Source organism: Brevundimonas sp. Root1423 (assembly GCF_001426805.1).
Genome location: NZ_LMFL01000002.1, coordinates 20,959 through 40,276 on the forward strand (window position 1 = coordinate 20,959; position 19,318 = coordinate 40,276).

A 19,318-nucleotide genomic window follows, 5' to 3' on the forward strand; every position below is an offset into this window, starting at 1 on the left:
ACCAAGCCTTAGACGATAGTTTTCGAGGGTTGAAGAACCCTTTCAGGCGAATCCGTGTGCGGTTTTGTCGCACTTTGGCGCGTCCGGCGCTTGTCGACCAACCCCCTCAAAGCCTTGCGGGCCGGGCGTTCGACGAGGTGATAGGTCGCCATGGCCGCGACCGGGATGGCCGCGACGATCGCCAGCCACACAATGATGTGAAACCGCTTGTCGTCCGCCCCGGTCACCCGCGCGGCGACATTGGTCATGACCAGCAGCACGGGCGCGCAGACCATGTATATCGAATAGCTGATCTCGCCGAGATACACCCCGGCCTTCGAGCCCATCGGGCCCGCGCGGGCGTTGTCCAGCGAGCCGAGGCCGAGAATCAGCCCCCCCGCCAGCAGCACGGTGACCGGGTCCCACAGCCCCAGCGAGGCGCTGGCCAGGATGGCGGCCCCGCTGATCAGGGCGACCGGACCCGCATAGGGGATCGGGGCGCGGCGATGGACGAGGTAGAGGGCGCAGCCGAGGGCGAAACAGGGCACGATCCTCAGCGCCCCCCAGCGGAAGGTCGCTTCGGTCAGGGAAAAGCCCGCGAACGGCTGGAAGGCGGCGTAGATCGCCAGCGCCAGCGCGACGGCGCCCAGAACGGCCAGCACCGGCCGCTCGCGCATCCGCCAGGCCACGAAGGCGTAGGCGGGGAAGGTCAGATAGGCGAACCACTCCGCCGAGATCGACCAGGACGGATGGTTGAAGGCCGAGGTCGGGGCCAGGCCCCAGGCGTGGGTCATGGTCAGATGGGCCGGCAGGGCGCGCCAGTCGGTCAGGCTGCCGTCGATGCTCAGGCCCGCCGCCGTGCCCGCGATCCCCAGGGCGACCATGCCGAACAGGGTGACCAGATGCAGCGGATAGACCCGCGCGATCCGCGCCCACAGGAAGCCGCCGTATGAATAGTGCTTTCGCCCGGCCGCCTCGAGATAGACGTGGCTGAGGATGAAGCCCGACAGGACGAAGAAGACCTCGACGCCCAGATACCCCTTCGTCACGGCCACCGGGACCCAGCTCACGTCCAGATGCGGCCACGCCGTATAGAGCACCACCCAGAGGGCGGCGAGGAAGCGCAGGCCCGTGAGGGCACGCAGGTCAGGCGGGATCTGGACAGGCGTCATGGCCCGCCAGACTGCCAGAGCAGCGTTTGAAAACGATTAAGCCCCGGCGAGACGCCTCAGGCCGCGCATTCCGCCGGCTTCGCCTCGCCCGGCGCGTACATCTCGCAGGACCGGTCGATCTCGCCCTGGATCATGGCGCAGGGATTGGCGGCGTTGCAGGGCGGATGGGTCGCGGGGCTGACAGCGATGCAGCGCTGGACCAGCCGGGCGGAGACCTCGGCGCCGACCTCGGCCAGACAGGAGCCCGGCTCGCCGGTCGCGGCGGTCTGGACCGGGACCTCTTCCTGCGGCGGCGCGTCGGCGGGCATTTCGGGCGGGGCTGCGTCGACGGCGGCGGGTTCAGCCTCCGGCGTCGCGGCGGGTTGCTGGCAGCCGCCGATCAGAAGGGCGAGGGTCGCAAGGGCGAGAACGGTCCGGCGCATCAGGCAATCCGATCAGTCGCGAGAGGGGGCAGCATAGGCACGCTTCGCCCCCGCGTGAAAGGCCGGGCTCAGCGGCCCAGGGCGGCTCGCTGCATGGCGAACAGGTCGGCGCAACCGCCTTCGGCCAGCTGGAAAAGCCGGTCGAACTCCGCGCGCGAGAAGCCGCGCTTCTCGCCCGTGGCCTGGATCTCGACGATCGCGCCCGCGCCGGTCAGGACGAAGTTGGAATCCGCCTCGGCCGTCGAATCCTCCTCATAATCAAGGTCCAGCACCGGCAGGTCGTTGCAGACGCCGCACGAGACGGCGGCGACCTGGTCGAGGATGGGATCGGTCTTCAGCACGCCCTCGGCGCGCAGATAGTCGAAGGCCGAGGCCATGGCGACCCAGGCCCCGGTGATGGCCGCGGTGCGCGTGCCGCCGTCGGCCTGGATGACGTCGCAGTCCAGCACCACCTGCCGCTCGCCCAGCAGTTTCAGGTCGACCACGGCGCGCAGCGAGCGGCCGATCAGCCGCTGGATCTCCTGCGTCCGGCCGGTCTGCTTGCCGCTGGCGGCCTCGCGCCGGCCGCGCGTGTGGGTGGCGCGGGGCAGCATGCCGTATTCCGCCGTGACCCAGCCCGCGCCCTTGCCGCGCATCCAGCCGGGGACGTTCTCCTCGACCGAGGCCGTCACCAGAACCTTCGTATGGCCGAAGGTGACCAGGCAGGAACCCTCGGCGTAGCGGTTCACGCCGGTCTCCAGCGTGACGGCGCGGAGCTGTTCGGGCGTGCGTTCGGACGGGCGCATGACGGTATTCCTTGGAAGCGGGAGCGGGGGTGCTTATCCTGAAACCGTGACCCTGTCCCCCGCCAAGACATGAAGCCGACCCTGCTGACATCGACGGCGATGGAGACCGGCAGCCTGACCGGTCTGGACCAACGCGCCCGCGACATCTTCCGCCGCATCGTCGAGACCTATCTGGAGACCGGCGACCCGGTCGGATCGCGCACCCTGTCGATGACCGGGGTGGCCCTGTCGCCGGCCTCGATCCGCAACACCATGCAGGATCTGACCCTGGCGGGCCTGCTGGGCGCGCCCCACACCTCGGCGGGCCGCATCCCGACCCACGCCGGCCTGCGCCTGTTCGTCGACGGCCTGCTGGAGATCGGCGACATCGGCGCGGACGAGCGCCGCGAGATCGACGCCCGCCTCGCCGGTCGCGGGCGCAGTTTCGAGGAGGCGCTGAACGAGGCCTCCAGCCTGCTGTCCGGCCTCGCCGGGGGCGCCAGCATCGTCGCCAGCCCGATCCGCGAGGCCGGGGTCAAGCACGTCGAATTCGTCGCCCTGGGCCACGATCAGGCCCTGGCCGTGCTGGTCGGGGACGACGGCTCGGTCGAGAACCGGCTGATGCCGCTCAAGGCCGGCGTCACGCCCTCGACCCTGACCGAGGCCTCCAACTTCCTCAACGCCCGCCTCAAGGGCCGTCCCCTGCACGAGGCGCGCACCGAGATGCGCACCGAACTGGACGCCGCCCGCCGCGAGCTGAACGCCGCGGCCGCCCGTCTGGTCGAGGACGGCATGGCCGCCTGGTCCGGCGGGGCCGAGCGCGAACGGTCCCTGATCGTGCGCGGCCGGGCCAATCTGCTGCACGACCGCGAGACCGCCGAGGATCTGGAAAAGGTCCGCATCCTGTTCGACGATCTGGAGCAGAAGGAACAGCTGATCGGCCTGCTGGACGGAGTGTCCACGGCCCAGGGGGTGAGAATCTTCATCGGCGCGGAAACGCGGCTGTTTTCACTTTCGGGTTCCGCCGTGATCGCGGCGCCCTATATGACGGGCCGACAGCGGGTCCTGGGCGCCATCGGCGTGATCGGACCCGCGCGACTGAACTATGCCCGCATCATACCGTTGGTGGACTACACCGCCCGGGTGCTGGGGCGAATGCTGGACGGACAAGAGACTTGAGCGACACACACGACGACTTCCCCCACTCCGAGGAGCTGGCCGCCGACATCGCGGAGGCCGAGGCTGACGCCGAAGCGGGTCTGGATGACGGCCTCGGCCCCATCGACGCCCTGATCGCCGAGCGCGACCAGTGGAAGGACCGCGCCCTGCGCGCCGTCGCCGAGGCCGAGAACACCAGGAAGCGCGCCGAGACCCAGTCCAACGACGCCCGCGCCTACGCCATCCAGCGCTTCGCCCGCGACCTGCTGGGCGTGGCCGACAATCTGGAGCGCGCCCTTGCGGCCGCGCCCAGGGACGCCGACGCCGGCGAGGCCGGTCTGGTCACGGGGCTGGAGCTGACCCAGAAGTCCCTGCTGCAGGCGTTCGAGGCCAACAACCTCAAGCGCGTCGCCCCGGAGCCGGGCGAGGCCTTCGATCCCCACCTGCATCAGGCCATGATGGAACAGCCCTCCGACAGTGTTCAGGGCGGCCAGGTGATCCAGACGCTTCAGGCCGGCTATGCCCTGTTCGGCCGCACCGTGCGCCCGGCCATGGTGGTGGTCGCGGCCAAGGGCTCCGGCGCCGCGGCCGGAAACGCCGCCTATGTCGCGGCCGGCGCGACCGGCGGCAATTTCGACGGCAAGGCCTAGGTCTTCAGCCGCGCCTCGAACAGGGCCAGCAGCTTGCTCCACCCGTCCGCGGCATCCGCGGCGCGATAGCTGTCGCGATAGTCGGCGTGGAAGCCGTGCGGCGCGGCCGGATAGACGTCGATCCGGCTGTCCGTCTGGCCCGCCCGCTGCAGGGCCGATCGCATGGCCTCGACGCTGTCCAGCGGAATGCCCCGATCCGCCTCGCCGTAGAGGCCCAGCACGGGCGCCTTCAGGTCGTCGGCCAGGTCGACGGGCCAGGGCCGGCCGCCGGCCGCCTGCTCCGGCGTCGCATTGGCCGCGGGCGCCAGGCGGCCGTACCACGCCACCCCGGCGTCGATGGCGGCGAAGCGCGCCGCCGCCTGCCACACCACCTTGCCGCCCCAGCACCAGCCGGTGATGCCGACCTTGTCGGCATTGGCCCAGAGCTGCGAACTGGCCCAGTCCAGGGTGGCGGCGATGTCGCCCATGACCTGTTCATAGCTGGCGGCCGCCACGATCTGCTGGATGCGCGCCATGTCCGACAGCGGCGCCGGGTCCTCGGTCCGCACGAAGAAGGCGGGCGCGATGGCGGCGTAGCCCGCCCGGGCCAGCCGGCGGCAGACGTCGCGGATGTATTCGTGGACGCCGAAGATCTCCGACACCACCACCACCACCGGATACGGCCCGTCGCCGGTCGGCCGGGCGATATAGGCCGGCAGGGCGAAACCGTCGGGCGCCGGATAGGTGGTCTGCTCGATGGTCAGGTTGTCGTCGCTGGTGGTGATCGGCGCCGCCTGACGCGCCAGGGCGGCGGGGGCGTAGCCGGCGAAGGCCAGGCCCCCCACGACGCCGGTGGCCAGCGCCCGGCGGCTGAAGCGGAAATCGTCGGCCTCGGGGCCCTCGGGGCGGATCAGGTTCGTCATCGGAGGCCTCCGGCTTCGGGGAGCGAACCTTGGCCCGGAGCCCGCGGGGCGTCCATTCACGATTGCTGTGAAGCTGGAGCGGCGCGACGCAGGGTCAGGTTCAGGCGGCCGCCGCCCGGCGCCAGGCTGGACGAGCCGGCGATCACCCGGTCGATCCCGTGGCGCGCCAGCCGCGCCGGGCCGGTCAGGGCGCAGACGTCTCCTGACGCCAGCCGGATCGTTGTCGTCGGCCCGCCGCCCGCCGGCCCGATCCGGAACACAGCCGTGTCGCCCAGCGACACCGACAGCACCGGCGCGGTGCGGTCGGCCTCGTCGCGGTCCTGATGCAGGCCCATCTTGGCGCCGTCGCGGTACAGGTTGACCAGACAGGCGTCCGGCGGCCGGACCTCGCCCGTCAGATCGCGCCACAGGTCCAGCAGAAGCGGGGGAATCGGCGGCCAGGCCGCGCCCGTCACCGGATGCGTCGGCTGGTATCGGTATCCGGCCCGGTCCGACACCCAGCCCAGCGGCCCCAGACTGGTCATCTGCACCGAGAAGGGGCGGCCGCCCGGCGTCACCGGCCGGTAAAAGGGCGCCTGCGCCTCCCCCGCCAGCACCTCCGCCAGCAAGCCGGCCTGCTCCGACGCGGAAAGGGCTCCCGGCCAGAACCGGAAGCCCTCCATTCCCGTATCGATCTCAGGGCGCGCGGACATACGCTCTGTCTAGCCCAAAGCGCCCGCGCTCAAGTAGCGCGAAGCGCGATAGCGCCCCAAAAAACCGGGCCTCAAGCAGCCCGAAGGGCGACAGGCCCAACCAGAACGCCGGTCAGCGCGTGTAGTAATAGTCCGCGATCTCGCAGACGTTGACGTTGTTGCGGATCAGGTTCTGGCCGTTGGTGAACTCGGCCTTGAAATCGAACAGGCAGGCGCCGGTGCCGTCGTCGATGTTCATCACGATCGAAGCGTTATTGGCCAGGACGTCGTCGCCCAGGATGTCCTCTTCCCAATCGCTGCGGCTCGTGTTGGACGCGAAGAAGCGCAGCATGGTCCAGCCGGTGTTGTTGTGGATGCGAACGCGGCGGTTGCGACCGTCGCGCGACTGGATCGGCGCAGAGGCGGTGGCGGGCGTGACAGCGACGGCCCGTTCGGGCGTCGTGGACGTCGCGGCGGCGGCGGCGGCGGTGGACGCCAGGGCCGCAACGATCAGGGCGGCGCGAGCGACGGTCTTGTGCAGTTTCATTTCGGTTTCTCCCCGGTTACCAGCCCCCCTCAGGCCGATGCATCACTATTAACCACACCAACGTTCGACGAAAACCTCAATTCTGGCGGGGCGGGTGAATCTTCGCCCCGATGCGTTTGGGGCTTGCAGGCCGGGGGGTGTTTCCCATATCGGCCACAACCGTCCTAAAACCCCGCATCGCGTGGGGCTTTGTGGCCGTAACCGTACCAATCGACCCAAGACCCTGACACCGGGGGCGGTCACGCGCGGCGCTTCGCTTTAAAAGGCCGCCGCATCGCCCGCCGAAATGGAGTGAAAGACCACCAATGGCCAAGATCATCGGCATCGACCTGGGCACGACGAACTCGTGCGTCGCCGTCATGGACGGCAAGAATCCCAAGGTCATCGAAAACGCCGAGGGCAACCGCACCACGCCCTCCGTCATCGCCATCCAGGAGGGCGGCGAGACCCTGGTGGGTCAGCCCGCGCGCCGTCAGGCCGTGACCAACCCGACCAACACCTTCTTCGCCATCAAGCGCCTGATCGGCCGCTCGTTCGACGACCCCGTGGTCGCCAAGGACAAGAAGATGGTCCCCTACGAGATCGTCAAGGGACCGACCGGCGACGCCTGGGTGCGCGCCAACGGCAAGGACTATTCGCCCCAGCAGATCTCGGCCTTCACCCTCGGCAAGATGAAGGAGGCCGCTGAGGCCTACCTCGGCGAGACCGTGACCCAGGCCGTCATCACCGTTCCGGCCTATTTCAACGACGCCCAGCGTCAGGCGACCAAGGACGCCGGCAAGATCGCCGGCCTCGAGGTCCTGCGCATCATCAACGAGCCGACCGCCGCCGCCCTGGCCTATGGCCTGGACAAGAACGACGGCCAGAAGATCGCCGTCTATGACCTCGGCGGCGGCACCTTCGACGTCTCGATCCTCGAGATCGGCGACGGCGTCTTCGAGGTGAAGTCGACCAACGGCGACACCTTCCTGGGCGGCGAGGACTTCGACCTGCGCCTGGTCGACTACCTGGCCGACGAGTTCAAGAAGGAGCAGGGCGTCGACCTGCGCTCCGACAAACTGGCCCTGCAGCGCCTCAAGGAAGAGGCCGAGAAGGCCAAGAAGGAGCTCAGCTCCACGACCCAGTACGAGGTCAATCTCCCGTTCATCACCATGAACGCCTCGGGCCCGCTGCACCTCAACATCAAGCTGTCGCGCGCCAAGCTGGAAGCCCTCGTCGAGGACCTGGTCCAGCGCACCATCGAGCCCTGCGCCAAGGCGCTGAAGGACGCGGGCCTCAAGGCCTCGGACATCGACGAAGTGGTGCTGGTCGGCGGCATGACCCGCATGCCCAAGGTGCAGGAGGCCGTGAAGGCCTTCTTCGGCAAGGAGCCGCACAAGGGCGTCAACCCCGATGAAGTCGTGGCCCTGGGCGCCGCCGTCCAGGCCGGCGTTCTGCAGGGCGACGTCAAGGACGTGCTGCTGCTGGACGTGACCCCGCTGACCCTGGGCATCGAGACCCTGGGCGGCGTCTTCACTCCGCTGATCGAACGCAACACCACCATCCCGACCAAGAAGAGCCAGGTGTTCTCGACCGCCGACGACAACCAGTCGGCCGTGACCATCCGGGTCTTCCAGGGCGAGCGGCCGATGGCGTCCGACAACAAGGTGCTGGGCCAGTTCGACCTGATGGGCATTCCGCCGGCGCCGCGCGGCATGCCGCAGATCGAGGTCGCCTTCGACATCCGCATCCAGGCCAACGGCGGCCTCTCGGACGCCGACATCGACAAGATGGTCAAGGAAGCCGAGGCCAACGCCGCCGCCGACAAGGCGAAGAAGGAAATGGTCGAGGCGGTCAACGCCGCCGACAGCCTGATCCACTCGACCGAAAAGGCCATGGCCGAACACGGCGACAAGGTCGGGGCCGAAGAGAAGGCCGCGATCGAAACCGCCCTGGCCGAGCTGAAGACGGCCAAGGAAGGCACGGATCCGGAAGACATCCGGACCAGGACCAACACCCTGGTCCAGGCCTCGATGAAACTGGGCGAGGCCATGTACGCCTCGCAACAGGGCGCCGGCGACGGCGACGCGGCCGAAGCCCCCGCCGACGACGGCGTGGTCGACGCCGAGTTCGAGGAAGTCGCGCCCGACGCCGGCGACGACGAGAAGAAGAGCGCGTAAGCCACACAGGCTCCGCAATCACCCCGGCCCCGCCTGTCTGATGACGGGCGGGGCCGTTTCATGAACTTGCATCATTTTCCCGGGCGCCCATGTCAGCCCGGTCAGCCGTTCGGTCATGCGCCCGCCAAGAGGCGCGACCGTCGGCCAGGGTAAGAGGACGAACGCCGCATGGCGACGCGTGACTATTACGAGGTTCTCGAGGTCGAACGGACCATCGACGCCGCCGGGCTGAAATCGGCCTATCGCAAGCTGGCCATGAAGCACCACCCCGACAGGAACGGCGGGTGCGAAGACTCCATGGCGCGCTTCAAGGAAATCTCCGAAGCGTATTCGGTCCTCTCGGACGACCAGAAACGCGCCGCCTACGACCGCTTCGGCCACGCCGGGGTCAACGGCGGCGGCGGATTTGGCGGCCAGGGCCAGGGCTTCACCGACGTCAACGACATCTTCTCACAGGTCTTCGGCGAGGCGTTCGGCGACGTCTTCGGCGGCCGCGCCGGCGGCGGCGCCCGCCAGCACGGCCCGCGCCGCGGCTCGGACCTGCGCTACGACCTCGAGATCACCCTGGAGCAGGCCTACAAGGGCGCCGACGTCGAGATCGCCGTTCCCACCACCGCGGCCTGCGACACCTGCGAGGGCACCGGCGCCAAGGCCGGAACAAAGCCGACCACCTGCACCACCTGTCAGGGCGCGGGCCGGGTCCGCTCCGCCAACGGCTTCTTCCAGGTCGAGCGCACCTGCCCCCGCTGCGGCGGTCACGGCCAGATGATCGCCGAGCCCTGCACCAGCTGCGCCGGCCACGGCCAGGTGCGCAGGAACCGAAAGCTCCAGCTCAAGGTCCCCGCCGGGGTCGACGACGGCTCGCGCATCCGCCTGTCGGGCGAGGGCGACGCCGGCATGCGCGGCGGCCCCCGCGGCGACCTGTATGTCTTCCTGTCGGTGACGCCGCACGAACTGTTCGAGCGCGACAATCTCGACCTGCTGGTCACCGTCCCCGTGCCCATGACCACCGCGGCCCTGGGCGGCGAGATCGACGCCCCCTGCCTGACGTCCGAAGCCTGCGACGGCCGCTGCCGCGCGCCGGTCAGCGTCCCCGCCGGCTCCCAGACCGGCAAGACCGTGCGCATCAAGGGCAAGGGCATGCCGCATCTGAACGGCAAGAACCGCGGCGACCTGGTGGTCGAGCTGTTCGTCGAGACCCCGACCGACCTGACCCCGCATCAGAAGGAACTGCTGCAGGAACTGGCCGCCTCGCTCGGCGAGAGCCAGACTCCGCGCAACTCGTCCTTCGCCGGCAAGGCCAAACGCTTCTGGGCCGACATCCTCGGCTCGGAAGCGCCGCAGTAACTCCCTTCCCCGGACCGTCACCCTCGGGCCTGGATGGGACAACCGGGCGGTGGTGTTTGGGATGACGGTCCGGGAGAAACCCTTCACAATGCGAGGAATGGTTCGAGGAACGTCATGAGCGCCATCTTCCACGCCGGCATTTCGGGGGCCCGGGGCCGCATGGGCCGGGCCGTCTCGGCCGTGCTGGACGCCCGTGACGACGTCGTGGTCGCGGCCCGCTTCGACCGTGGCGAAACGCCCGACCTGTCGCTGTGCGACGTGATCATCGACTTCTCGACTCCCGAGGCCTCGGTCGAGCTGGCCCAGGCCTGCGCCGAACGCGGCGGCCCGGCCCTGGTCATCGGCTCGACCGGCCTGACGCCCGAACAGGAAACCGACATTCACAGGGCCTCGGAACGGATCGCCATTGTCCGCAGCGGCAATTTCTCGCTGGGCGTCAACATCCTGATCGGCCTGGTCGAACATGCGGCCCAGCGGCTGGACCCGCGCGACTGGGACATCGAGGTGCTGGAGGCCCATCATCGCAAGAAGGCCGACGCCCCCTCGGGCACCGCCCTGATGCTGGGCGAGGCCGCCGCCAACGGCCGCGGCGTGGACCTGGCCGACGTCCGCACCGCCCCCTGGGACGGCATCACCGGCGCGCGGCAAGCCGGCAGGATCGGCTTCGCATCATTGCGCGGCGGGGGAATCATCGGCGAACACACCGTCCTGTTCGCCTCGGAAGACGAGACCCTGACCCTCAGCCATTCGGCCATCGACCGCTCGCTGTTCGCCCGCGGCGCCGTGGCCGCCGCCGCCTGGGTGCGAAGCCGCAAGCCCGGCCTCTACGACATGCAGGATGTGCTCGGGTTCAGGCAGGCCTGATCTGCGCAGCCCGCTCCCGGCGCAGCCGGGCGTCGTCCAGACCCATTGAGGATGGCGGGTTCATTACAAGGAACACGAAGGGCTCACAAAGGGCACGAAGCGACGGAGTTCGCACGGGCCCCTTCGTGTTCTTCGCGCCGCCTTCGTGTCCTTCGTGACGAACCGGCTCACCGATCCGCTTCGCGGAGAGGCGATCAGTGCGCGTGGCGATGGCGGCTATGGCCGCGGCCCACGAACAGCGACTTGATGAAGAAGAAGACCGCGATGACGATCGCATAGCCCAGGAAGAGGGCCAGCACGGTCATCCAGAAGGTCAGGCTGAGGAAGTTCGGCAGGACCAGGGCCCCGCCGTCCAGCATCGGCCGCACCACGCCGATCAGGATGTGGACGAAGGCCGCGCCGAGCGCCGTGGCCCACAGTCGGCTCCAGGCCGTCATCATCAGGGCCGCGATCACGGCGATCAGCAAGCCCATGATCTGGTTGACGCTGTCGAACCCGCCCTGGGCGAGGCCGAAAATGCCGGTCAGAAACGCGCCGATCGAATCGAACAGGGACTCCATACGCCGACCTCCTTCATACGGCCGAGCTTGGCCGGAAGCAGGGTTAACGCGTTTCGCGTCGAATGGCTCCGCTTAACGTCCCGTCGAGCCGAACCCGCCCGCGCCGCGCGCGGTCTCGTCGAGCGTCTCCACCTCGACCATGCTCGCCTGCTCGTGCCGCGCGATCACCATCTGGGCGATGCGCTCGCCGCGCTGGATCACGAACGGCTCCTGCCCGTGGTTGATCAGGATGACCCCGACCTCGCCGCGATAGTCGCTGTCGATGGTGCCCGGCGAGTTCAGGCAGGTGATCCCGTGCTTGAGCGCCAGACCCGAACGCGGCCTCACTTGGGCTTCAAAGCCCGGCTCCAGCGCGATCTTGAGGCCCGTGGGCACGAGGGTCCTCGCTCCTGGAGCCAGCATTACCGGCAGATTTTCGTCAATGGCTGCCCGAAGATCCATCCCCGCAGAGCCTGATGTCTCGTAGGCGGGCAACGGCAGGCCTTCGGCATGCGGCAGACGTTCGATCCGGACGGTCGTCATGAGTGATAAGTCGCATTTTATGAGGGCGAAAAGGCGGTATCTCGCCCTCCGACCCTTATCGCGTCTGCTCGCCAAGCCGATGACGGGCTCTGTGGCCCAAGCGGTCTTCCGGGGAGAAGGTCATGTCTCCAGTGGAGAACGTGTGGACAGATCAGCCGAAATGGTCGGCGATCTTCGCGGCGAGCTTCCTCGCCACCTCGGCCTTGGACTGGCGCGGCCAGTTTTCCGCCGCGCCGTCGCGGGTGAACAGGGTCACGGTGTTGCCGTCGGCGCCGAAGACGTCGTCGGACACGTCATTGCCGACGATCCAGTCGCAGCCCTTGCGCGACAGCTTGGCCCGGGCGTTGGCCTCCAGATCGGTCGTCTCCGCCGCGAAGCCGACCACCAGCTTCGGCCGTTTCTTTCCGGGGGCCGAGACGCTGGCCAGGATGTCCGGATTCTCGATCAGGGCCAGCGAGGGCGGACCGCCCGGCGCCTTCTTGATCTTGCCCGAGGCGACGCCGTCGACCCGCCAGTCGGCCACCGCGGCGCTCATCACCGCGATCTCGGCTGGCAGGGCCGCCTCCACTGCGTCCTTCATCTCCCGCGCCGTCTCGACCCACACGCGCTCCACGCCCACGGGCGCGGCAAGAGCCACGGGCCCCGACACCAGCGTCACCTGCGCGCCCAGTTGCGCCAGGGCCTCGGCGATCGCATAGCCCTGCTTGCCGCTCGACCGGTTGGTCAGGCCGCGCACGGGGTCGATCGGCTCGAAGGTCGGCCCGGCGGTCACCACCGCCCTGCGCCCCGCGAGGGGTCGTCCGTCCGGCCCCGCCAGCAGGCCCTCGATCGCTTCCATGATCGCCGCCGGCTCGGCCATCCGGCCCGGGCCGAACTCGCCGCAGGCCATCTCGCCCTCGTCCGGCCCGACCACGGCCGCGCCGTGGAAGCCGTCGAAACCCTTCAGCCGCGCCATATTTGCCTGCACCGCCGGATGCAGCCACATCCGCACATTCATCGCCGGGGCCAGCAGCACCCGCTTGTCGGTGGCCAGAAGCGTGGTCGAGGCCAGGTCGTCGGCCAGACCGTTGGCCGCCTTGGCGATCAGCCCCGCCGTGGCCGGCGCCACCACCACCAGATCGGCCCAGCGCGACAGCTCGATATGGCCCATGGCCGTTTCGTCCTCGGGCATGAACAGGGCCTGGCGCACCGGATGGCCGGTCAGGGCGGCCAGAGACATGGGCGTCACGAACTCGGCCCCCGCCGCCGTCAGCACGCTCATGACCTCGGCCCCCGCCTTCTTCAGCAGGCGCGTCAGCTCCAGCGTCTTGTAGGCGGCGATGCCGCCGCCGACGATCAGCAGGATCTTGCGTCCGGACAGGGCGGCGGTGGTCATGCCGGTCATCTAGCCATCCGGGCGCCCGGCGTCGAGGGAGGGTCGCGCAAAAACGGAACATTGCCAGAACACAGGACCTGTGGTTATGCTGAAGGTCGAGGATTTCAACCTTTGGGAGGATAGCATGATCTCCAGGCTCTGGATCGCGGGCGCAGCCGTCGCCCTGCTCGGCGCGGCGGCCTGCGGCAACGGCGGCTCGGCCGTCGAGACGCGCGACCGGCCGGCGGACGGCGGCCAGGCCGTGCTGACCGCGGCGCCGGGCGCTCCGGCCCGCCCGGCCGGTGCTGACGTCGCGGCTGAAAAGGCCAAACCCGTTCTCACCGCCAACCGCCGCGAGACGGTGGACGCCAAGGTCACCCGGCTGTTCGAGCGCAACGGGGCCGATTTCGGATCGCGCTCGCCGCAGGACTATCTGGCGAAAATCGAGGCGTTCACGGCGCGTCCGCCCGCCGGAACGGATCGGGTCGAGCGGCCTAATGGCGATGTGCTGCTGTATCAGGCCGCGACCAACACCTTCGCCGTGGTGTCGCGTGACGGCGTGCCCAAGACCATGTTCAAGCCGCGCGACGGCGCGGCCTACTGGGCCGAGCAGAAGGCGCGCGCGCCGACTTTCGGGCGGCGCCGCACGTCGGCGGAGCCATAGGGCGACGGCGGGGCCGTCGGACGGGTCAGGCCTCGTCCGGTTCCTTGCGGTCGGCCATGTCGCGGATCAGTTCCAGCGCCAGCTTCTGCTGCCGGCTGGACAGCTGGGGCGCCAGGCGGCTGATCTCGATGGTGTAGCGCGTGGCCGGGAAGTCGTGCTCGTAACCCGCTCCGCCCTCGGCCATGCCCGCGATCTGGGCGCCGGTCAGGCCTTCGAAGAAATAGCCGATGTCGACCTTGAAGAATCGCGCGATGTCCCAGAGCTTGGAAGCGGAAATGCGATTGGCGCCCTTCTCGTACTTCTGGATCTGCTGGAAGGTCAGGCCCAGGGCCCGACCGAGGTCACTCTGGTTGTAGCCGAGCGCCAGCCGCTTCTCGCACACGCGGCGACCGACATGCCGGTCCACGGGATGAGGACCATCCTCGCCCTTGCCTCTCGCCATTGTTACTCGTCCTTCGGTTGGAGCCGTCCCGCCTGAATGCGCTCGGCTTTGCCCGCTGTCATCAAAAAATGCAAAAACCCCGGCGCCGCGCCCAGCCACGGTTGCGTAACGGCTTCCAGCCCTCCCGCGACGCGAGAAAACTCGCCTGGCGGGCGAGCTGACGTGGCGTCAGCCCGGCCGGCCGCGCCGGCGCAACCCGCGCCACGGGGCCGCCAGGGCCAGGCCCGCCAGCACCGCCAGCAGGAAGGGCAGGTCGCCGAACCGCCCATAGGGCGTAATCCCCGTCGGCCGCGGCAGGCGCGCATCGATGACCCCGCTCTCGCCGGGTTCCAGCCGCTGGTCGCCGACGACCCGGCCCCAGGGGTCGATCATGGCCGAAACCCCGGTCGGGGTGGACCGGACCACCGGCAGCCCCGTCTCGATGGCGCGGTAGCTGGCCAGGTTCAGATGCTGCAGCGGCCCCGAGGTGCGCCCGAACCAGGCGTCGTTCGAGATGTTGACGATCCAGCCCGGCCGACCCGCGCCGCCCGGGGTGAAGCCGGGGTAGAGGCTCTCGTAGCAGATCAACGGCTGGGCCCGCGGCGCGCCCGGTATGTCGATCGGCGCGGGCACGGGCCCGGCGCTGAAGTCGGTCGGCATATGGGTCAGGCTGCGCACGCCCAGCGCCCCCATGAGCCCCCCCGCCGGCAGATATTCGCCGAATGGCACCAGCCGGTATTTGTCATAGGTGGCGGTGATCCGCAGGCCGTCGGCGCCCTCGTCGGTCAGCACGAACAGGCTGTTGTAATAGCGGCCGCCCTCGGGCGCCGCCGGATCGGGCACGCCCCGGCCCAGACCCATGATCAGGCTCTGCCCCGGCTGCACCGCACGCGCGATCGCCTCGGCGTCCGCCGAGCCCGGCGCGAACACCTGATTGGCCGACGCCGGCAGGGCGCCCTCGGGCCAGACGATCAGGTCGGGCGTCAGCGCGCCGGCATGGCCCGTCAGATTGACGTAGCGATCGACGATCCCCTGATAGGCCTCCGGCGTCCATTTGGATTCCTGCGGCACGTCCGCCTGGACGATGCGGATCACGGTCTCCGTCAGCTCCAGCTGCGCCTGCGACAGCCGCACGGCCCCCCCGACCATGAGGGCGGCGAGCGCCAGAAGGCCCAGGACCGCCGAACCGATGCGCGCCTTGCGCGGCCCGGCGCCCAGCAGGGGGGCGAAGGCCGCGGCGCCCGCCACGGTGACGAAGCCCAGGCCGTAGACGCCGGCGATCGCCGCGAACTGCGACGCCGCCGACCCGGCCTTCCAGCTGGCTCCGGCCGGGTTCCACGGAAAGCCGGTCAGCACATGGCCCCGCAACCATTCCAGCAGGCAGAACAGGGCGGCGAAGACCAGCACCCGCCGGACCCCGCCGGGCATGAACCGCCGGTACAGCGCCGTCGCCGTTCCCCAGAACAGGCCCAGGCCGATCGGCAGCAGACTGGCCGCGAACGGCGCCATCCACGCCTGGGCCGGATTGACCATGAAGGCCTCGGCCACCCACCAGCAGCTGATGAAGAAATAGGCGAAGCCGGCCAGCCAGCCCATCCAGAAGGCGCCGCGCGCGCCCGCCGACCGCTCGGACAGGAACATCAGCAGGGCATAGCCGAGCAGGCCCGGCAGGACGCCGAACGGCGGATGCGCCAGCGCCGCCGCCGCCCCGGCCGCCAGCGCCAGGCCGATGCGGCCGAAGCGCAGGATCAGCCGCGCGCGCGGTCCATCCTTGGGGCCGTCGTTTTCAGGCGTCGCCGCTGGGTGAGTCATCGCGCCTGTATGGGTCGGCGACGCCCAGGCTGGCAAGAATGGATCGCTCCTCGTCCTCCATCGTCTCCGCCTCGGCCTCGGCCTCGTGGTCGCGGCCCAGCAGATGCAGCACGCCGTGGACCGTGAGATGGCTGAGATGATCGGCAAGGGTCTTCCCCTGCGCCTCGGCCTCGGCCGCGCAGACGCCGAAGGCCAGCACCAGGTCGCCCAGATGTGGCGCCGCGCTTTCGGCCGCCGGAAACGACAGCACGTTCGTGGGCCGGTCCTTGTCGCGGAAGCGGGCGTTCAGATCGCGCACGGCCGCGTCGTCGGTCAGCAGCACGACGACGTCGCCCTCGACACGGCCCAGCGCCGCCGTCGCCGCCCGTTCGGCCAGGGCCCCGGCGTCCGGCAGGGCGGCGGTCCAGGCGTCGTCCTCGATCTCGACCTCGATCACGAGTCGGGGTCCTCGAGATCGGCGGCGGGGCGGCGGCTGGCGGCGTCGGCGTCGTAGGCGCGCACGATCCGCTCGACCATGGCGTGGCGCACCACGTCCTGGGCCTCGAACCGCTGCACCCCGACGCCCTTCACGTCCTCGAGGATGCGCAGGGCGTGCTTCAGGCCCGAGTCGCGCGGGTTCAGCAGGTCGACCTGCGACGGGTCGCCCGTCACCACCATGCGCGCGCCCTCGCCCAGCCGGGTCAGGACCATCTTCATCTGCAGCCGCGAGGTGTTCTGCGCCTCGTCGACGATGATGTAGGCGTGGGCCAGGGTGCGGCCTCGCATGAAGGCGATCGGGGCGGCCTCGATCTCGCCCTTGTCGCGCCGGCGGCGCACGTCGTCGGGACCGAGGATGTCGTTCAGCGCCTCCCAGATCGGAGCCAGATAGGGATCGACCTTCTCGTTCAGGTCCCCCGGCAGGAAGCCCAGCTTCTCGCCGGCCTCGACCGCCGGCCGGGTGATGACCAGCCGGTCCACCTGCCCCCGCCGCAGCAGGGAGGCGCCGTAGGCCGCCGCCAGGAAGGTCTTGCCGGTGCCCGCCGGACCGACCCCGAAGGTCAGCTCGCAGCGGCTCAGCAGGGACAGATAGTTGGCCTGGGCCGCCGTCTTGGGCGCGATCGCCCCGCGCCGTCCGACCGGCAGGGCCACGGCGTCGGGGGCCACGCTCCCCTGCCCCGCCCGCGGCTGGGTCGCCGCGGCGCCCAGCGCCGTGCGCACATCGGCCTCGGTGATCTCGGCGCCCGTCTCGGCGCGGCTGGCCAGGGTCTCGATGACCCGCTTGGCCTGCGACCGGTCGCGGGCTGAACCGTTGATCGACACCCCGCCGCCGGGCGTTTCCACCAGAACCTTGAAGCGGTCCTCGATCAGGGCCAGGTGCCGGCTGCCCGGACCGATCACGGCGTGCAGGGCCTCGTCGCCCAGCGCCAGGAACTCACTCTCACGCGCCATCCACTGCCTTTTCCATCAGCCGGCCCTTCAGGGAATTCTGCTGGCCGTATTCGATCGTGACCGGAACGATCCGGCCGATCAGATGATCCGCGTCGTCGACGTGAACCGATTGCAGCCAGGGCGAGCGGCCCACGGCCTGGGCCCCGTGCCGGCCCTTCTTCTCGAGCAGGACGTCGATCGTGCGGCCCGCCTTGTCCCTGTTGAAGGCCAGCTGCTGTTCGGCCAGCAGGGCCTGCAGGGCGTGCAGCCGCTCGCGCGCAATCCCGTCCGGAACCTGTCCCGCCATGGTCGCCGCGGGCGTCCCCGGCCGCGGCGAATACATGAAGGCGAAGGCCGAGGCGTAGCCGACGCGCCGGACCAGATCCATCGTCTCCTCGAAATCCGTCTCGGTCTCGCCCGGGAAGCCGACGATGAAATCCCCCGACATCGCCATGTCGGGCCGCGCCTCGCGGATGCGGTCGACCAGCGCGAGGTATTTCGCCCGCCCGTGCTTGCGGTTCATCAGCCGCAGGATGCGGTCCGACCCCGACTGCACCGGCAGGTGCAGCCAGGGCATCAGGGCGTCGAGCGCGCCATGGGCGGCGATCAGCTCATCGGACATGTCGTTGGGGTGGCTGGTCGTATAGCGGATACGGTCGAGGCCCGGGATGTCGGCCAGGGCGTACGCCAGCCGCGCCAGGGTCGAGGACTTTCCGTCCGGCCCCTCCCCGTCATAGGCGTTAACGTTCTGGCCCAGCAGGGTGACCTCGCGCACCCCCCGGGCCGCCAGCTCGCGCGCCTCGGCCAGCACCGCCGCGACCGGCCGCGACCATTCGGCGCCGCGGGTATAGGGCACGACGCAGAAGGTGCAGAATTTGTCGCACCCCTCCTGCACCGTCAGGAAGGCGGTCGGCCCGCTGACGCCTCGGGCCCGCGGCAGGGCGTCGAACTTGTCGACCGGGGCGAAGTCGGCCCCGATCCGCTCGCCCCGCGCCCGCGCCGTGCGGGTCAGCAGCTCGGGCAGCTGGTGATAGGCCTGAGGCCCGACCACGATGTCCACCGCCGGCTGGCGGCGCATGATCTCCTCGCCCTCGGCCTGGGCGACGCAGCCGGCCACGGCGATGGTCATGCGCGGCTGGCCCGCCGCCAGGCGGATGTCCCGCATCTCCCGCAGCTTGCCGAGCTCGGAATAGACCTTCTCGGCCGCCTTCTCGCGGATATGGCAGGTGTTGAGGATGACGAAGTCCGCGTCCCCGGCCGTGTCGGTCGTCGCATAGCCCAGCGGCCGCAGCACATCGGCCATGCGCTCGGAATCATAGACGTTCATCTGGCAGCCGTAGGTCTTGATGAACAGGCGTCTGGGCGTGGCCTGTCCGTCCGACGCCGCCGGCGGGACGAGGGTCTCGGTCATGGAACCGGTTTTAGCGCCGGCGGGGTCCGTCGTCAGCCCACGTCCGCCGGATCGACGCGCGCGGCGTGGCGCTTGAAGATCAGGCCCTCGCGCTTGCCCGCCTCGGCCCCCTCGATCGGCTTGCCGTAAAGCTCCAGCTTGTGGCCGATCAGCTCATAGCCCAGCCGTTCGGCGATCTCGCTCTTCAGCCGCTCGATCTCGGCGTCGAAGAATTCGATCACCTCGCCCGAGCGGGTGTCGATCAGATGGTCGTGGTGATCGTCGCCCGCCTCTTCATAGCGGCTGCGGCCATCGCCGAAGTCGTGCTTCTCGACCACCCCGGCCTCCTCGAACAGGCGCACGGTGCGGTAGACGGTGGCGATCGAGATATGGGGGTCGATGGCCGAGGCGCGGCGGTAAAGCTCCTCGACGTCCGGGTGGTCCTCGGCGCTCGACAGCACCCGCGCGATGACGCGGCGCTGTTCGGTCATTCGCATGCCGCGTTCGGCGCAGAGTTTTTCGATCCGGTCCATGCGCGGGAGGATAGGCGGGC

Annotated in this window: 21 protein-coding genes; 6 read left to right on the forward strand and 15 right to left on the reverse strand. The window is 69.7% G+C overall.

What is annotated here, in order from left to right; genetic code table 11:
* Positions 1 to 8: 8 nt before the first annotated feature.
* The 3 genes from ASD25_RS02540 to rph form a co-directional block, all read right to left on the reverse strand.
* On the reverse strand, positions 9 to 1,151 hold the full coding sequence (locus ASD25_RS02540; protein ID WP_055826498.1) for an acyltransferase: 1,143 nt from the start codon (positions 1,149 to 1,151) through the stop codon (positions 9 to 11).
* Between the two features lie 56 nt (positions 1,152 to 1,207).
* Positions 1,208 to 1,573: a hypothetical protein gene (locus ASD25_RS02545; RefSeq protein ID WP_055826495.1), complete on the reverse strand. Its 366-nt coding sequence runs from the start codon at positions 1,571 to 1,573 to the stop codon at positions 1,208 to 1,210.
* Between the two features lie 68 nt (positions 1,574 to 1,641).
* Positions 1,642 to 2,358, reverse strand: coding sequence for a ribonuclease PH (gene rph, locus ASD25_RS02550; RefSeq protein ID WP_055826493.1), 717 nt, complete (start codon positions 2,356 to 2,358; stop codon positions 1,642 to 1,644).
* 99 nt (positions 2,359 to 2,457) lie between these two features.
* Between rph and hrcA the strand changes: the two genes are divergently transcribed.
* Together hrcA and grpE are read left to right on the forward strand one after the other, a co-directional pair.
* Positions 2,458 to 3,516: a heat-inducible transcriptional repressor HrcA gene (hrcA, locus tag ASD25_RS02555; RefSeq protein WP_156376939.1), complete on the forward strand. Its 1,059-nt coding sequence runs from the start codon at positions 2,458 to 2,460 to the stop codon at positions 3,514 to 3,516.
* Positions 3,517 to 3,563: 47 nt separating this feature from the next.
* Positions 3,564 to 4,145 carry a nucleotide exchange factor GrpE gene (gene grpE, locus ASD25_RS02560; protein WP_369816542.1) on the forward strand — a complete coding sequence of 194 codons (582 nt, stop codon included), beginning with the start codon at positions 3,564 to 3,566 and terminating at the stop codon, positions 4,143 to 4,145.
* Here grpE and ASD25_RS02565 read toward each other — a convergent pair.
* The 3 genes from ASD25_RS02565 to ASD25_RS02575 all read right to left on the reverse strand — a co-directional run bounded on the left by ASD25_RS02565 (position 4,142) and on the right by ASD25_RS02575 (position 6,265).
* A complete protein-coding gene (locus ASD25_RS02565; RefSeq protein ID WP_055826483.1) occupies positions 4,142 to 5,047 on the reverse strand; it encodes a dienelactone hydrolase family protein in 906 nt (301 codons plus the stop codon). The two genes, grpE and ASD25_RS02565, sit on opposite strands and share 4 nt — an antisense overlap.
* 56 nt (positions 5,048 to 5,103) lie before the next feature.
* On the reverse strand, positions 5,104 to 5,739 hold the full coding sequence (locus tag ASD25_RS02570; protein ID WP_055826480.1) for an alpha-ketoglutarate-dependent dioxygenase AlkB: 636 nt from the start codon (positions 5,737 to 5,739) through the stop codon (positions 5,104 to 5,106).
* A gap of 112 nt (positions 5,740 to 5,851) precedes the next feature.
* The gene (locus tag ASD25_RS02575) at positions 5,852 to 6,265 is read right to left on the reverse strand and encodes a hypothetical protein (protein WP_235561682.1); all 414 of its coding nucleotides are present in this window, start codon (positions 6,263 to 6,265) and stop codon (positions 5,852 to 5,854) included.
* Positions 6,266 to 6,570: 305 nt separating this feature from the next.
* On the opposite strand from ASD25_RS02575, the gene dnaK reads away from it, so the two are divergent.
* From dnaK to dapB, 3 genes are all read left to right on the forward strand, one after another.
* The gene (gene dnaK, locus ASD25_RS02580; protein ID WP_056614943.1) at positions 6,571 to 8,424 is read left to right on the forward strand and encodes a molecular chaperone DnaK; all 1,854 of its coding nucleotides are present in this window, start codon (positions 6,571 to 6,573) and stop codon (positions 8,422 to 8,424) included.
* 168 nt (positions 8,425 to 8,592) lie between these two features.
* A complete protein-coding gene (gene dnaJ / locus ASD25_RS02585; RefSeq protein ID WP_055826473.1) occupies positions 8,593 to 9,771 on the forward strand; it encodes a molecular chaperone DnaJ in 1,179 nt (392 codons plus the stop codon).
* A 114-nt stretch (positions 9,772 to 9,885) separates the two neighbouring features.
* Positions 9,886 to 10,635 carry a 4-hydroxy-tetrahydrodipicolinate reductase gene (gene dapB / locus ASD25_RS02590; RefSeq protein ID WP_055826470.1) on the forward strand — a complete coding sequence of 250 codons (750 nt, stop codon included), beginning with the start codon at positions 9,886 to 9,888 and terminating at the stop codon, positions 10,633 to 10,635.
* Positions 10,636 to 10,829: 194 nt separating this feature from the next.
* On the opposite strand, the gene ASD25_RS02595 is transcribed toward dapB, so the two are convergent.
* The 3 genes from ASD25_RS02595 to coaBC all read right to left on the reverse strand — a co-directional run bounded on the left by ASD25_RS02595 (position 10,830) and on the right by coaBC (position 13,092).
* Entirely contained in the window at positions 10,830 to 11,195 is a 366-nt protein-coding gene (locus tag ASD25_RS02595; RefSeq protein ID WP_055826467.1) for a hypothetical protein, read from the reverse strand.
* 72 nt (positions 11,196 to 11,267) lie between these two features.
* A complete protein-coding gene (gene dut / locus ASD25_RS02600) occupies positions 11,268 to 11,717 on the reverse strand; it encodes a dUTP diphosphatase (protein WP_055826465.1) in 450 nt (149 codons plus the stop codon).
* 151 nt (positions 11,718 to 11,868) lie between these two features.
* Positions 11,869 to 13,092 carry a bifunctional phosphopantothenoylcysteine decarboxylase/phosphopantothenate--cysteine ligase CoaBC gene (gene coaBC / locus ASD25_RS02605; protein WP_055829554.1) on the reverse strand — a complete coding sequence of 408 codons (1,224 nt, stop codon included), beginning with the start codon at positions 13,090 to 13,092 and terminating at the stop codon, positions 11,869 to 11,871.
* Positions 13,093 to 13,216: 124 nt separating this feature from the next.
* On the opposite strand from coaBC, the gene ASD25_RS02610 reads away from it, so the two are divergent.
* Entirely contained in the window at positions 13,217 to 13,735 is a 519-nt protein-coding gene (locus ASD25_RS02610) for a hypothetical protein (RefSeq protein ID WP_055829552.1), read from the forward strand.
* 25 nt (positions 13,736 to 13,760) lie between these two features.
* Here the strand turns inward: ASD25_RS02610 and ASD25_RS02615 are convergent, their stop codons facing one another.
* From ASD25_RS02615 to ASD25_RS02640, 6 genes are all read right to left on the reverse strand, one after another.
* Positions 13,761 to 14,177 (reverse strand): helix-turn-helix domain-containing protein, encoded by a 417-nt coding sequence (locus ASD25_RS02615; protein WP_055826461.1) that lies wholly within the window; start codon positions 14,175 to 14,177, stop codon positions 13,761 to 13,763.
* A gap of 168 nt (positions 14,178 to 14,345) precedes the next feature.
* Entirely contained in the window at positions 14,346 to 15,968 is a 1,623-nt protein-coding gene (gene lnt / locus ASD25_RS02620; protein ID WP_082559976.1) for an apolipoprotein N-acyltransferase, read from the reverse strand.
* Positions 15,943 to 16,404, reverse strand: coding sequence for an rRNA maturation RNase YbeY (ybeY, locus tag ASD25_RS02625; protein ID WP_055826458.1), 462 nt, complete (start codon positions 16,402 to 16,404; stop codon positions 15,943 to 15,945). Before ybeY ends, lnt begins: the two co-directional genes overlap by 26 nt.
* On the reverse strand, positions 16,401 to 17,396 hold the full coding sequence (locus ASD25_RS02630; RefSeq protein ID WP_055826455.1) for a PhoH family protein: 996 nt from the start codon (positions 17,394 to 17,396) through the stop codon (positions 16,401 to 16,403). The genes ybeY and ASD25_RS02630 overlap by 4 nt, the downstream gene beginning before the upstream one ends.
* A complete protein-coding gene (gene miaB / locus ASD25_RS02635; RefSeq protein ID WP_055826449.1) occupies positions 17,386 to 18,786 on the reverse strand; it encodes a tRNA (N6-isopentenyl adenosine(37)-C2)-methylthiotransferase MiaB in 1,401 nt (466 codons plus the stop codon). The genes ASD25_RS02630 and miaB overlap by 11 nt, the downstream gene beginning before the upstream one ends.
* Positions 18,787 to 18,818: 32 nt before the next feature.
* On the reverse strand, positions 18,819 to 19,298 hold the full coding sequence (locus ASD25_RS02640; protein WP_055826445.1) for a Fur family transcriptional regulator: 480 nt from the start codon (positions 19,296 to 19,298) through the stop codon (positions 18,819 to 18,821).
* Between the last annotated feature and the right edge of the window lie 20 nt (positions 19,299 to 19,318).